The 12,806-nt window shown below is 69.2% G+C and carries 14 protein-coding genes and 1 tRNA gene; 8 read left to right on the plus strand and 7 right to left on the minus strand.

Translation table 11 applies throughout. The features are described 5' to 3' along the window. The first annotated feature begins 68 nt into the window (after window positions 1–68). Entirely contained in the window at window positions 69–3,194 is a 3,126-nt protein-coding gene (locus P1Y20_RS14045) for an adenosylcobalamin-dependent ribonucleoside-diphosphate reductase (RefSeq protein ID WP_304449279.1), read from the plus strand. 165 nt (window positions 3,195–3,359) lie between these two features. Continuing rightward, window positions 3,360–3,554, plus strand: a complete 195-nt coding sequence (locus P1Y20_RS14050) for a hypothetical protein (protein WP_304449280.1) — start codon at window positions 3,360–3,362, stop codon at window positions 3,552–3,554. 9 nt (window positions 3,555–3,563) lie between these two features. On the opposite strand, the gene P1Y20_RS14055 is transcribed toward P1Y20_RS14050, so the two are convergent. Continuing rightward, complete coding sequence (locus P1Y20_RS14055) at window positions 3,564–3,833, minus strand: hypothetical protein (RefSeq protein ID WP_304449281.1); 270 nt, start codon at window positions 3,831–3,833, stop codon at window positions 3,564–3,566. Window positions 3,834–3,878: 45 nt separating this feature from the next. Then, entirely contained in the window at window positions 3,879–5,378 is a 1,500-nt protein-coding gene (locus P1Y20_RS14060; RefSeq protein WP_304449282.1) for a molybdopterin-dependent oxidoreductase, read from the minus strand. A gap of 94 nt (window positions 5,379–5,472) precedes the next feature. Here P1Y20_RS14060 and P1Y20_RS14065 point away from each other — a divergent pair, with 94 nt between their 5' ends. After that, window positions 5,473–5,604 carry an HVO_2523 family zinc finger protein gene (locus tag P1Y20_RS14065; RefSeq protein ID WP_304449283.1) on the plus strand — a complete coding sequence of 44 codons (132 nt, stop codon included), beginning with the start codon at window positions 5,473–5,475 and terminating at the stop codon, window positions 5,602–5,604. 1 nt (window position 5,605) lies between these two features. On the opposite strand, the gene P1Y20_RS14070 is transcribed toward P1Y20_RS14065, so the two are convergent. Beyond that, entirely contained in the window at window positions 5,606–6,268 is a 663-nt protein-coding gene (locus P1Y20_RS14070) for a TVP38/TMEM64 family protein (protein WP_304449284.1), read from the minus strand. Between the two features lie 50 nt (window positions 6,269–6,318). Here P1Y20_RS14070 and P1Y20_RS14075 point away from each other — a divergent pair, with 50 nt between their 5' ends. The 4 genes from P1Y20_RS14075 (at window position 6,319) to P1Y20_RS14090 (ending at window position 8,214) form a co-directional block, all read left to right on the plus strand. Next, window positions 6,319–6,702, plus strand: coding sequence for a DUF5830 family protein (locus P1Y20_RS14075; protein ID WP_368662178.1), 384 nt, complete (start codon window positions 6,319–6,321; stop codon window positions 6,700–6,702). Window positions 6,703–6,806: 104 nt separating this feature from the next. Beyond that, window positions 6,807–6,941: transfer RNA gene (locus tag P1Y20_RS14080), tRNA-Met, on the plus strand. 149 nt (window positions 6,942–7,090) lie between these two features. Then, a complete protein-coding gene (locus P1Y20_RS14085) occupies window positions 7,091–7,903 on the plus strand; it encodes an SDR family NAD(P)-dependent oxidoreductase (protein WP_304449286.1) in 813 nt (270 codons plus the stop codon). 176 nt (window positions 7,904–8,079) lie between these two features. Further along, window positions 8,080–8,214, plus strand: coding sequence for a DUF7503 family protein (locus tag P1Y20_RS14090; RefSeq protein ID WP_304449287.1), 135 nt, complete (start codon window positions 8,080–8,082; stop codon window positions 8,212–8,214). A 36-nt stretch (window positions 8,215–8,250) separates the two neighbouring features. Here the strand turns inward: P1Y20_RS14090 and P1Y20_RS14095 are convergent, their stop codons facing one another. The 4 genes from P1Y20_RS14095 to P1Y20_RS14110 form a co-directional block, all read right to left on the minus strand. Further along, window positions 8,251–10,422, minus strand: coding sequence for a CHAT domain-containing protein (locus tag P1Y20_RS14095; RefSeq protein ID WP_304449288.1), 2,172 nt, complete (start codon window positions 10,420–10,422; stop codon window positions 8,251–8,253). Between the two features lie 4 nt (window positions 10,423–10,426). After that, window positions 10,427–11,134, minus strand: a complete 708-nt coding sequence (locus P1Y20_RS14100) for a DUF7504 family protein (protein ID WP_304449289.1) — start codon at window positions 11,132–11,134, stop codon at window positions 10,427–10,429. Window positions 11,135–11,234: 100 nt separating this feature from the next. Next, window positions 11,235–12,023: an enoyl-CoA hydratase/isomerase family protein gene (locus tag P1Y20_RS14105; RefSeq protein WP_304449290.1), complete on the minus strand. Its 789-nt coding sequence runs from the start codon at window positions 12,021–12,023 to the stop codon at window positions 11,235–11,237. A gap of 50 nt (window positions 12,024–12,073) precedes the next feature. Beyond that, window positions 12,074–12,295 carry a DUF7543 family protein gene (locus tag P1Y20_RS14110; RefSeq protein WP_304449291.1) on the minus strand — a complete coding sequence of 74 codons (222 nt, stop codon included), beginning with the start codon at window positions 12,293–12,295 and terminating at the stop codon, window positions 12,074–12,076. A 51-nt stretch (window positions 12,296–12,346) separates the two neighbouring features. Between P1Y20_RS14110 and P1Y20_RS14115 the strand changes: the two genes are divergently transcribed. Beyond that, window positions 12,347–12,781, plus strand: coding sequence for a DUF8009 family protein (locus tag P1Y20_RS14115; RefSeq protein ID WP_304449292.1), 435 nt, complete (start codon window positions 12,347–12,349; stop codon window positions 12,779–12,781). Window positions 12,782–12,806: the final 25 nt, after the last annotated feature.

The following is a 12,806-nucleotide window of genomic DNA, read 5'->3' on the forward strand; positions in this document are numbered from 1 at the left end:
ACCGTCGCTATCAATGACTGAACACGAACGACACCACTCGACATCTGCGGTATCGCTTGGCGGTGGCTATGAGTAATGCAGACCTCTCGGCAGACGACCTGACCCTGCCGATAAAACGGACGACGGGCGAGACGCTCGAGGCGCGCATGACGGGGAACGCGTACCACAACATCCTCCCCGCGCGCTACCTGCGCAAGGACGCGAACGGTGACCTCACCGAGACGCAGGAGGACCTGTTCACTCGCGTCGCGAAGAACATCGCGCTCGCCGAGGCCGTCTTCGAGGCCGAGCGCCGCGACGTGGACGTGACCGTCACTCCCGACCAGCTCAAACCGAACCACCCGCGCCGCGACGAACTCGCGGCCGAGGTGTTCGGGGCGGGCACGACGGCCGACGGCGAGGCGGAGACCACCCTCTCGGAGTACAACGTCTCGAAGTTCGCCTACGACACCGTCGTCCCCGACCTGCCCGACGGGATTCGCGCGCATGTCGAGGAGAAGGCCGACGAGTTCGAGGAGCTCATGTCGATGCTCTCGTTCGTCCCGAACTCGCCGACGCTGATGAACGCGGGCGACGAACTCCAGCAGCTCTCGGCGTGCTTCGTCGACTCGCCCGACGACGACCTCACCGACATCCACCAGACCGCGAAGGAGGCCGCCGAGGTCTTCCAGTCGGGCGGCGGGATGGGCTACGCCTTCTGGCGCCTGCGCCCCTACGGCGACGCGGTCGGCTCCACCGGCGGCATCGCCTCCGGCCCCATCACGTTCATGCGGACGTTCGACCAGATGTGCGAGACCATCGCGCAGGGCGGCACGCGCCGCGGCGCCCAGATGGGCGTCATGCGCGTCTCGCATCCGGACGTCATCGAGTTCATCCACTCGAAGAACAAGGACGTCTCGCTGGCACACTGCCTGCGCCTCAACGACCCCGACGACTACACCTACACCAGCTTCTCCGAGGCGCTCGAGGAGGCCCGGAGCCTCATCGACGAGGACGGGCGCGTCCCCAAGCACCTCCGCAACGCCGTCGAGGGTCACCTCTCGAACTTCAACATCTCGGTGGGCGTCACCGACGGCTTCATGGAGGCCCTGTACAACGACGAGGAGTTCACGTTCACGAACCCCCGCACCGAGAAGCCACACGTCGCCACCGCCGAGACGAAGGAGATGTACAGCCGCTACGGCCTCGGCGAGTACGTCGAACCCGGCGAGGAGTTCTCCATCCCCGCCGATGTCCTCTGGGACCGCATCGTCAGCGGCGCCCACGAGAACGGCGAACCGGGCGTCATCTACCTCGAACGGGTGAACAAGGAGCACTCCTTCGACGTGGAGGCCCACCCGGACCACCGCATCCTCGCGACGAACCCCTGCGGCGAACAGCCGCTCGAGGAGTACGAGGCGTGCAACCTCGGGCACATCAACCTCTCGACGGTCGCCGACCTCGACGCCCCCGACTGGCGCGTCTGGTCGCAGGACCACGAGTTCGACTCGCTGGAGGAGGGCGTCGAGCGGTTCCTCTCCGATGCCATCGACGTCGAGGAGTTCGACCGCCGCATCGACCTCGGGACGCGTTTCCTCGAGAACGTCGTCACGATGTCGGACTTCCCGGTGCCCGAGATCGAGGAGAAGGTCCGCGAGATGCGGAAGATCGGCCTGGGCATCATGGGTCTCGCACAGCTCTACATCCAGCTGGGCATCCGCTACGGGAGCGACGAGGGCAACGAGGTCGCCCGCCAGCTGATGACCCACATCAACCACGAGTCGAAGCGGACCTCCCACGACCTCGCGCTCGAACGCGGGTCGTTCGAGGACTGGGACGACTCGAAGTACGCGGCCCCCACCGAGTACCGCGAGTGGTTCGAACACCACACGGGCGAGGACGCCGACGAGTGGGCCGACGGCTTCCCCATCCGCAACCACAACACGACGACCATCGCGCCCACCGGCACCACGAGCATGGTCGGCAACACCACCGGGGGCTGCGAACCCATCTACAACGTCGCCTACTACAAGAACGTGAGCGACGACGTGCAGGGCGACGAGATGCTCGTCGAGTTCGACGACTACTTCCTGCGCGTCCTGGAGGACAACGACATCGACGTCGACGAGGTCAAACGCGAGGCCCAGGAGCAGATGGCGACCAACGCCTTCGAGGGTGTCTCCTCGCTCTCGACCGTCCCGGACAGCATCTCCGAGCTGTTCGTCGTCACGGCCGACCTCACCGGGAAGGACCACGCCGCCGTCCAGTGTGCCTGCCAGGCGGGCGTCGATTCGGCCATCTCCAAGACCTGTAACTTCCCCAACAGCGCCTCGAAGGAGGACATGGACGAGGTGTATCGCTACATCTACGACCACGGCGGGAAGGGCGTCACCGTCTACCGCGACGGCACGCGCTCGAAGCAGGTCCTGACGACGCGCGCCGACAACGCCGAGTTCGCAGACATGGACGAGGACGAGGCGGCCGCGGTGCTCGTCGAGCGCATCGAGGACGCCTTCGGGAACCTCGACGGGTTCCTCGAGACCGAGGAGGCCCGCGCGGCCTTCGGCGGCGGCCTCGACGACCTCGCCGACACCGTCGGCACCACCGGCGAGAAGCGCCCGCGACCGGACGTGCTCTACGGCGTCACCCAGCGTATCGACACGGGCTACGGGAAGCTCTACGTCAACATCAACGAGGACGAGTACGGCGAGCCGTTCGAGCTGTTCGCCAACATCGGCAACTCCGGCGGCTTCACCGCCTCGTTCACCGAGGCGCTCGCCAAGACCATCTCGACGGCGCTGCGCTGTGGCGTCGACCCCGAGGAACTCGCGGCCGAACTGAAGGGCATCCGCAGCCCGAAGGTCGCCTGGGACAAGGGCGAGCAGGTCAACTCCATCCCGGACGCCATCGGGACGGCGATGCGGCGCTACCTCGACGACGAGATCGAACGCCCCTACCCCCGCCAGCAGAACCTCTCGGAACTGGGGGACGAACCCCGCACGGAGACGGAGACCGACCCGAACCGGGAGGCGCCCGCGGCCGACGCGGACGTCGACGTCGAACCCGAGACCGACGGCGGCGCGGCGGCGGACGACGCCACGCAGTCGCTCATCGACGCCGGCGAGAGCCCCGAGTGCCCCGACTGCGGGTCGATGACCCTCTACTACAGCGAGGGCTGCAAGACCTGCGAGTCCTGCGGCTGGTCCGAGTGCTGACTCGGTCCGCCCCGCGTCCGTAACCGCCTCTCGCGGCCTCGCGTTCCCTCGTTCGCTCGCTCGCGTCCATCGTTACGCTTCCCGGTTGGCGATTCGCGCCGCCACTCGCGTGTCCCCTGCTCGACGGGGAAACGCCTTGGTCCGGGCGTACGATACGTATCGACGATGGACCTCACGCTCCTCGGGTTCGCCCTCGTCGCCCTCGTCGTCGGCGCGTACCGTATCCGGCGACCGGAGGCGTCGCTGCTGTTCGGGGACGCCTCGCGCACCTCGCGCCGGGCCCGCCTCGCGAGTCAGACGCTCGGCGGTCTCCTCGTCGCCGCCGGCGCGCTCTTGCTCCTGCTGGCGCTGAACCCCTGACCTCGCGCCTCACCCCGACCGGCCGCCCCGGACGACGAAGAAGTAGAGCGCGGCGCCGAGGCAGGCGAAGTTCGCGAGCGAGAGGGCGACGCGCACGCCCGCCGGGAGCGCGATGCCGGCCGACGCCGCGAGGTCCTCGCCGAACAGGAACAGCGTCGCGACGAGCACGAGCGCGATACCGTAGTTGCGAGCGGTGGAGCGCGCCTCGCGCGTTCGAACGAGGAAGAACGCCGCCAGCGCGACGGCGCCGACGACGCTGAGCGGGAGGAGGTCGACCATATCGAGTCACGGGTCGCCCGCGGTATCAGCGTGCCGACCCGTTCCTCACTCCGGCGAGACGGTCCGCGTCACCCACCCGGTCGCGCCACGGGGGAAGGCCTCGCGACGCTCGCGCGGCTGGCGCGTCCCGTCGCCCTCGTAGGCGCGGACGACCACGTCGTGCTCTTCACCCGGCGCGTCGTACTCGTAGGCCCACTGGCGCCAGACGTCCTCGCCGGGCAGTTCCTCGGAGAGGGTCGCGTCGGCCCAGCTCTCGCCGCCGTCGGTCGACACCTCGACGCGGCTGATGCCGCGCGTGCCGGCGTAGGCGTGGCCCGCGACCTGGACACGGCCGTCGTCGAGGCGGTTGACGACGTGGAACTTCGCGACGGTGGTGACGGGACCGGTACCGTGCCAGCCGCGCTTCTCCCAGTAGCCCTCCGCGTCCTGTTCCAGTATCTCCATCTCGGTGAGCCACTTGACGTTTATCTCGCCCCAGTGTCCGGGGATGAGCGTCCGGACGGGGTAGCCGTGGGCGCGCGGGAGCGCCTCGCCGTTCATGCCGTAGACGAGGTAGCCCCGCTTCAGCGCCTCGACGGGGAACACCTGGTAGTAGTCGTCGGCCGCGCGGAGGCGGACGCAGCACTGGTCGAGGTCGAGGCCGGCGCGCTCCAGGACGTCGGCGATGGGGACCACCTCCCAGAGCGCGTTGTCCATCTTCTTGCCGTTGAGCGACTCGCCGACGCAGCGAAGCGAGACGAACTTCGATTCGGAGTCCATCCCGGTGAGGTCGTCGTAGCTCAGGGCGACGTCCTCCGCTATGGCGCCGGTGATGGTGAGCGACCAGTCCTCCGCGTTCACATCCGGGTCGACGCTGCTGATATCGACCGTGTAGAAGTTCTCGCTGACGAGCGGTTCGAGCCCCTCGACGGGGAGTGACTTCTCCTCGGCCTCCGCGAGGAGGTCCTCGGTGGTCGCGCGCCGTTCCTCCGACGATTCGAGGGCGCCTCCGCCACTGTCACCGCGTCCGCCGACGACGTACGACAGCAGGCCAAAGCCGAGGGCGGCACCGAGGACGCCCAGGGCGCTCCGTCGGCCGGCGTCGACGCGGCGGCCGGGGTCGCTCGCCGCGAGCGCCGTGAGGTCCGGGACGGCGACGGCGAGACCCACGGGGAGGGCGGCACCGAGCGCGAGGACGGGCGCGCCCGTGAGCGTGACGGTCATCCCCCAGACGACGCTCGCCGCGAGTGCCGCGCCGACGAACGGGACGCCGACCTGCCTGCCGATACCGCGCGAGAGGCCGGCCGCGAGGGCGAACAGGAGCGTCGTCAGCACCAGCGCGGTCAGCAGGTTGAGTTGCTGGCCGAGGCTCCCCAGCAGGAGGATGGCGTACCTGACGACGACGTCCGGCATCGCCCGCGAGAGGGTCGCCTCGACGGGTGCGACGACGAACCCGGGGGTGAAGCCGGCGAGGAGGTACGACCCCGCGACGCCCGCGATACCGGCCGCGAGCGCGAGTCCGAGCGACGGGCCGGCCGCTCGGAGACGTGCGCGAGTGTCTGGCATACTCTTACTCAGGTGTGCCAGGACTATACGGGTTGTCCGGTTGTGCGCCGACCGGTGACCAAAGCTCTTTGCGGCCTTCGACCTCGGTACACCTATGTCCGATTCCGCGGGCGACCGCCGCGGCGGCCGACCCTGTCCCGTCTGTGAGACGCCGCTGTACCGACGGCACTGCAAGTACGTCTGTCCGCACCACGGCGTCGTCTACGACTGCTCCGACCCCTTCTAGCTCAGTCGACGACGCCAGCGCGGTCGCTCACGCGCTGGTACATCGGCCCGGCGAGGAGTGCGCCCGCCACGGCGACGCCGGCGACGACGAGCGGCCACCCGGCGTGGACGCCCTCCGTGGTGAGCGCCTCCATCGACTGCCCGGCGAGGACGCTCGCGACCACCCACGGTATCTCGCCGACGGCCGTCCCGAGGAGGAACGACCGAGGGTCGACGCGCGCGAGCCCCGCCGCCGCCGACACCACGTCGGTCGGGACGGGCGCGAGTCGGGCGGCGAGGACGCCCCGGGTGTCGCCCGTCGCGGCGAAGAGGTCGGCACTGCGCTCGCCGGCCCGCGCGAACGGCCCGGTCGTCGGGCGCCACCAGCGGGCCAGCGCGTACGGCGGCACCGTCGTGAGCACCGCCCCGACCAGCGCGACGGGGAGGCCGGCGGTCCCGTAGACGAAGCCGACCAGCGCGGAGACGACGCTGATGGGCCAGGCGACCAGCGGGCGACAGAGGTACAGCACCGCGAGTGCGAGCGCGAAGCTCCGCGGGTCGTCGACGAGGGCGTCGAGGGCGACCAGTGCGCGCTCCGGCGGTACCAGCGCGGACGCGAGGAGGGCGACCCCGCCGACGAGGAGGACCCCGGCGAACTGTCGGCGCGTCGCGCGGTCCATGCGCATACTCCCGGCTTCCGGTGGGTCGGTAAACGCTTTCTGGTCGCACAAGCGTTATTCTCCCGGCCTCTGTACCCCTCTCCGTGACCGACGAGACGGTCGAACTCGGCGTGCAACTGCTCGAACGCCTCGAACACGAGGAGCTCTCGCTGGCGGAGGCCGTCGACCGACTCGAGACCGTCACCACCGTGCCGACGACCACCCGGACCATCCTCGACGAGGCCGAGAAACGCGGCGTCATCCGCCGCGAGGACGGCCTCATCAGACCCACCGCTGGGCGCTTCCTCCGGTTCGAGAGCGAGGTGGTGACGAAGGAGGGAGAGTTCACCTGCAAGCGCTGTGGCGCCAGCCTCTCGACGGGCTACTTCATGCGTCTGGAGGCCGGCGACCACGGCCCGTTCGGCTCCTCGTGTATCCGGAAGGTGACCGGCCGGGAGTGACCGGCCGGGGACGGCGCGTCCCCGCGTCGATGCGTGAGACACCCCCACGGCGGGCCGACGAAGATGAGAACAGTCAAGTAGCGTAGCCCGAAACGTGTGACTGAGCCCGGGTGGCTTAGCTGGACATAGCGCCGCACTCATAGGGTTTCACCTGGCGGCATCCGCCGCATCCCGCGAGGCATCGCCTGCCTCCGACCTGGGACATGCGGAGATCGTGGGTTCGGAGCCCACCCCGGGCACTTTCGTTATCTGACCCCTGTTCCCGTAGGGGTATCCTCGGTCGTCGCGAAGCGACGTCGCGCTCACGCCTCCCGGTGACCGTCTCCCCGGTCGCTCTGTCCGGTTTCCGTCACGAACTATGATTACCTATCGCTGCCATACGGGGGTGATGGTCGAGAGAACCAGTCTAGAGGGGGCCGTATCGGTAGTGACGGGCGGCGGTGGGGACATCGGCGGGGGTATCGCCGCGGAGCTGGCGGCCGCCGGGAGCGACGTCGTCATCGCGGACGTGGACGTCCTCGACACTGAGTACAACCAGCGGTCGTCGGAGGAGATAGGGGGCGCCTCGCGGGCGCAGGGCGCCGTCGAGCGCGTCGAGGACCACGGCCGGCGCGCTCACGTCGTCGAGTGCGACGTGACGAAGGCCGACCAGGTCGAGGCGATGGTCGACGACGTCGTCGCGGAGTTCGGTCGCATCGACGTCCTCGCGAACAACGCGGGTATCATCACCGTCGCGCCGGTCGAGGAGATGGCCGAGGCGGAGTGGGACGCCGTGATGGACGTGAACGTGAAGGGGATGTTCCTCGTCGCGCGCGCCGCGATTCCGCACCTGCGAGACGCCGAGGGGACCATCGTCAACACCGCCTCCATCGCCGGGAGCATCGGTGCCGCCGGCCTCGCACACTACTGCGCCTCGAAGCACGCCGTGCTCGGGCTGACGAAGTCGCTGTCCCTGGAACTCGCGCCGGAGGTGACGGTCAACGCCGTCTGCCCGGGTATCGTCGAGACGCCGATGTGGGAGGACGTGTTGACGCCCGAACTCGGCGAGTCGTACGCGGACACCATCGACCGGGTCATCCCGATGGGGCGCGACCAGACCCCCGAGGACATGGGTCGACTCGCGGTCTTCTTCGCGGAGAACCGGAACGTCACCGGACAGTCGGTCGTCGTCGACGGCGGCATCCTCCAGAACGTCATCTGAGGGTCGCCGACCACCGGACGGCGTCCGGTTCACGCCTTTTGACGACTGACTCCACCGCACGAATGTTTTCTTTCCGGCACATTCTTGCTAACGCTGAAGTTCGTTTTAACATCAAATATATTTGTAAAATATAATACGATAGATTTATTGCAAGCGCAGCATATGTGGAATATGTCATGTCCGACAGCGCACTCACGCAGTACCTGGCTGAGAACCCGAAGATGACCGGCGCCGTGTTCACGCTCCTGTTGCTGCTCACGCAGGCGGGGAACGCTGCGGCGGCAGTGGGCCAGACCATCTCCGGTCCGTGAGTGCACTGAACGGTAATATTACAACGTCGACTATCCCTATCTCCTCATCATATCGGAATCCAAACCACTGAGCTGGATTTCGTCACTCCAGTATATCGCCCCGTTCGTATATACTGGGAAATGTTCCTTTCCCAATATTTCTTCGACTTTGTCACGGCTGAGGACGAAGTCCCCTACGTGTCCTGAATTGAGGTAGAATTCGTTGTTCTGTTCGACGTTCGCCATATACAGCGAGCCGAGACCGGACCGTGTAGTTGGATATCCGTAGACACTGAATACGTACTCTTCTCCCCCCTGTCGTTTCAGTTCCGTGTAAATCGGCGTCCCCCCTTTCCCCTCCGCCAGCACGACCTGGCCGTCGCCGACGACGGTGTACTGTCGGCCGGTGATGGTGTCCGTGCCGAGGATGTCGAGCGTGCTGGCGAGGGAGAACCCGGAGTTGAGCAGGCGCGCGAGCGTCCGGCCGACGCGGGTGGCCGGGTCGTTGCCGACGTTGACCAGCGTGACGACGCCGGCGATGGCCCCCGCGTGGACGAGGTGCATCCCCTGTGCGTAGGAGCGACAGGCGTTGAGGACGAACGCGCGCGTGCCGACGGTGTCGAGCGTGGCGGCGTCGAGCCACCCGTCCGAACACTGCATCCCGCGCTCGTCGACGTGGCCCACGTAGTGGACGAAGTCGCGCTCCTCGGCGAGGATGGCCCGGAGTTCCTCGCGGGTGAGGTCCTCGTACATCTCCACGTCGAAGGCGACGAACTCGCGGAGCCCGTAGAGGTCCTTCACGTCGGTCTCCGCGCGCATCTCCGGGGAGTTGCTGACGACGGCCACCTCGATGGCGCCGCTCGGCTGGGCGTCGAGGCGGCGTTTGCACGCCTCGAGCGTCGGCTTCGACGCCCCCACCGGAATCCCCTCGCCGACCCAGGTCTGCTCGATGCTGTCGGTCGGGTCGAGCTGGATGATGGGCTGTTCGTCCTCGTCGTCGCCGATGGCGAGGTGCGCGCGGACCGCCTCCGCGCCGTCGTCCTCCCCGTCCGTCTCCTCCGCTCCGGGAAGCGGGCCGTCGACGCCGGAGCGACAGAACGCGTCGATGGCGGGGCTTCGCGGCTTCACCGCGGCGGTCCGGGGACTCGGACAGCGGATCTCCGCGAGGTCGGCGGCGGCGAACGGGAGGTAGGCAACGTTCTCCGGGGCCGGGGCGACGTCGACCGTCTGCTTCCACGTCGGGACGGCGGGTTCGACGGCGGCGTAGGGGACGTCCAGGTAGGCGTCCAGCCGCGTCGCGAGCGGCTGGTCGTACAGCGCGGCGAAGTCGAGGTCGAGGCGGTCGGCGACGACCGCCCGCTCGTGACACTGCACCGGGTAGAGCCCCTCGGTTCGGGTGATGCAGTCGAGCGTGAACACCTGCGCGAGCGTCCGGTGGACGGTCCGTTCGAAGGTCCGCTGGTCGTCCGGCGTCGCGGGGGCGACCAGCGGGTACTCGCGCTCGCCGACGAGGAGGCGCGGGGTCGCCCCCGGTCGGACGCTCGCGTCGAGGTAGTGCGCCAGCGAGGCGACCGGGTAGACGTAGCGCAGTTCGGGGGGCACCTCGATGACGACGTCGCCGTCGCGTCGTTCGAACCCCTCGGGCGCCTGGAAGCGCTCGCCGAGTTCGACGAGCGGCGGATGCCCCCGCAGGGTGGGCCAGGCGCGCTCGGGCGAGGTGGTCTTCAGCGACGACCCGAGACACGACAGCGCCCGCATCACGTCGTGGGGGTCCTCGGTCGTGGTGACCGTCGCGGCCGGATACTCGTGGCGCGAGCGGACGCCGAGGCGGACGTGGTCGGTGTCGCCGACCGCGATGCGCCGCCCCACGTCGTCGATGGTGGTCTCGACGCTCCCCTCGACGGCCAGGTAGGTCTTCACCGCGAGCGAGACGACCTCGACGATGTAGCGCCCGGGCGGGACGCGCGCCTCGTTCCGGTTCGTCCCCTCGGCGACCGTCCGTCCCCGGTCGTCGCGAACGATGACGTTCACGTACTGGGGGATGCGTACCTCGGTGGTGTCGAGGCGGACGGCGGTGTCGACGGGGAAGGCGAACCCGTCGGTCGTCGTCGGTCGGGGCGTCACCGGCGACGGTGTCCGGAGCACCGTCGTGACGCCCTGGATGTCGTCCGCGATTTCGACGCCGACGGGGTCGTCCGTGGCGGTGATGGACAGTGAACGTACGTTCACGGTCTCAGAGGAGCATCCAGTCGGTGGTGCTGTCCGACTCCGTCAGGTGCCAGCGCTGTTCCGGCGGTCGGCCGTCGCGGTGTCTGAGGTCGATCCGGGCGTCGAACGCGGAGACGAGCGCCTCGGTCTCGGTGGCGTCCGGCGCGAGCGGGAGGTGGCAGTGGCCCATCCCGCCCGCGGTCCGGACGGCGCGCCCGAGAGACGTCACGAACCCGCGAGTCCGGTCGAGGCCGTACTCGTCGAGTAGCACCCCCAGGGTAAGGACCCCGACGCGGATGCGTCCCGGCGTTCGTTCGGTCGTCGACACCGCGTCGACGAGTTCGCGTTCGAGCGCCCCGCGGAGTGCCACGAGGCCGTCGCCGGGGGCCGCCGGTGACGCCGGCCCCGTCGTCCACGACGGACCCGACGTCTCGGTTCCGACCGTGGAGCGGACCGTCGTCGAGAAGTCGAGCAGGGCGACGTCCTCGTCGTCCACGTCGATGTCTCCCGGGAGGTAGGTCTTCGCGCCGGCGAGGTCGGTGCTGACCAGCGCGAGGATACGTCGCCGTCGCTCGCGTGGCGACCCGAACAGGTTCCGCGTCTGGCGCGCGCGCACCGCGTCGCTCACCACGCCGGTCACGAGGAGGTGGCACCCCTCGCGTTTCAATTCGGCCAACTCGGCGGCGATGCCGTCCCCGTCGAGGTTCCCTCCGCGAGCGGTACCGGTGTCCATTCTTGTCATCTCATATGTTTATGTACAAATAAATCATCCGGGGTTTCTCCCGGGGAGACATTTCATCTCGGGCGCACGTCCATCCCGTCGAGAACGACGGTCACCGTCCCTCGAACGACGGTTCGCGTCCGTCGAGGCGCGCCGAGAATCCCTCTTCGCGGTCGCGCGTGGCGTAGAGCGGGTCGGCCAGCGCGCGCTCGTAGGCGAGTCCGGCGTCGAGGGGGACGTCGAGCGAGCGGCCGAGCGCGCGCTTGGCCGCCTGCAGGCCGAGCGGTGACTTCTCGGTCAGGTCGTCCGCGAGTGCGCGGGTGCGCTCGTCCACCTCGTCGTCGTCACAGACGGCCGTGACGAGTCCCAGCCGACGCGCCTCCTCGGGGTCGACGTACGAGGCCGTGTACACGAGTTCCTTCGCCTTCGCCAGACCGACCAGTCGGGGGAGGCGCTGCGTCGTCCCGCCGTGGGGGAAGACACCGAGTTCGACCTCGACGACGCCGTAGGCCGCCTCCCGGCCGAGCACGCGGAGGTCCGCGGGGAGCGTCAACTCGAACGCGCCGGCGACGGCGGCGCGCTTGATGCCCACGACGACCGGTTGGGGAAGGGTCTCGATGGCGTCGAACAGCGCGTGCAACCGCCGGCAGAGGGCGGCGTGCTCGGCGCGGTCGGCGTCGCGCATCATCTCGAGGTCCATCCCCGCGGAGAACACCGGCCCCTCGCCGAGGAGCGCCACCGCCCGCACCGACTCGTCGTCGGCGACGCGGGCGAACGCCTCGGTCAGGTCGTCGACGAGCGCACCGTTCATCGCGTTGCGCTTCGCCGGTCGGTTCAACACCACGTCGGCGCGGTGGCCGTCCCGCTCGACCCGCGCCAGTCCCGTGCCTACCTCTGGCATACCCCAGCCACCGGCCCGAGCGACTTAGCCGTTGGCGCCGGTCCCGGCCCTCACGGCTCGTGGGCCGACCGCCAGCGGGCGGCCACCTCCAGTGCGGCCTCGCGGGTGGCCACCGTCTCGCGCTCGTAGGCCGGTCCCTCGGGTGCCTGTTCCAGGCGGTCGAGCGTCACCGCCCACCGCGTGTCCGCCGTCTCGCGCACCGAGACGACGACGGTCCCGTCGCTCCGCGTGAACCGGGTCGTCCCCCCCTCTCGCTCCTCGTTCCAGTCCATAGCCGAGCGTACGGCGGCGGGGTTAAGTCACTCCCGTCCGGTGTCGGTGGCGTGGAAGACGACCCGACCGTCATCCGGTCGCTCGCGGTCACCGTCGACGACGTGGTCGCCGCGTACGAACACAGTCGCGGCGGCCGACCGACGGTGCTGCGCGTGACCCCACCGTACCACGCCCGGATGCGCGCCCGCCTGCACGTCGAACAGCGCGCCGACCCGCCGGCCATCCACCTCGACCCGGCGCGCCTGCTCGCGGCCGACGCCCCCGACTACCCGACCCCGGAGTCGACCGAGGACCGGTTGCGCGCCGACGACGGGGAGTACACTACGGAGGCCCACTACGAGGCGCACACCGAGGCCGTCGACGCGTGGCGTGAGGCCGTCCGCGGCCACCTCGCGACGGCGGTGACGCTCTCGACGTCCGAGGGTCCCCACCGCGTCGAGGTCAAAACACTCGGGACGGACGGGTCGCGGCGGTCGCCACGTTGATGCCGCTCGCGGCGCTGGCCCCCGT

This window comes from Halomarina ordinaria (assembly GCF_030553305.1).
Taxonomy (GTDB): Archaea; Halobacteriota; Halobacteria; order Halobacteriales; family Haloarculaceae; genus Halomarina; species Halomarina ordinaria.

Bases quoted from the DNA above. Each gene is read 5' to 3' on its own strand.
- P1Y20_RS14045 (WP_304449279.1), top strand. From the start codon at position 69: ATGAGTAATGCAGACCTCTCGGCAGACGACCTGACCCTGCCGATAAAA.
- P1Y20_RS14050 (WP_304449280.1), top strand. From the start codon at position 3,360: ATGGACCTCACGCTCCTCGGGTTCGCCCTCGTCGCCCTCGTCGTCGGC.
- P1Y20_RS14055 (WP_304449281.1), bottom strand. From the start codon at position 3,833: ATGGTCGACCTCCTCCCGCTCAGCGTCGTCGGCGCCGTCGCGCTGGCG.
- P1Y20_RS14060 (WP_304449282.1), bottom strand. From the start codon at position 5,378: ATGCCAGACACTCGCGCACGTCTCCGAGCGGCCGGCCCGTCGCTCGGA.
- P1Y20_RS14065 (WP_304449283.1), top strand. From the start codon at position 5,473: ATGTCCGATTCCGCGGGCGACCGCCGCGGCGGCCGACCCTGTCCCGTC.
- P1Y20_RS14070 (WP_304449284.1), bottom strand. From the start codon at position 6,268: ATGCGCATGGACCGCGCGACGCGCCGACAGTTCGCCGGGGTCCTCCTC.
- P1Y20_RS14085 (WP_304449286.1), top strand. From the start codon at position 7,091: ATGGTCGAGAGAACCAGTCTAGAGGGGGCCGTATCGGTAGTGACGGGC.
- P1Y20_RS14090 (WP_304449287.1), top strand. From the start codon at position 8,080: ATGTCCGACAGCGCACTCACGCAGTACCTGGCTGAGAACCCGAAGATG.
- P1Y20_RS14100 (WP_304449289.1), bottom strand. From the start codon at position 11,134: ATGGACACCGGTACCGCTCGCGGAGGGAACCTCGACGGGGACGGCATC.
- P1Y20_RS14105 (WP_304449290.1), bottom strand. From the start codon at position 12,023: ATGCCAGAGGTAGGCACGGGACTGGCGCGGGTCGAGCGGGACGGCCAC.
- P1Y20_RS14110 (WP_304449291.1), bottom strand. From the start codon at position 12,295: ATGGACTGGAACGAGGAGCGAGAGGGGGGGACGACCCGGTTCACGCGG.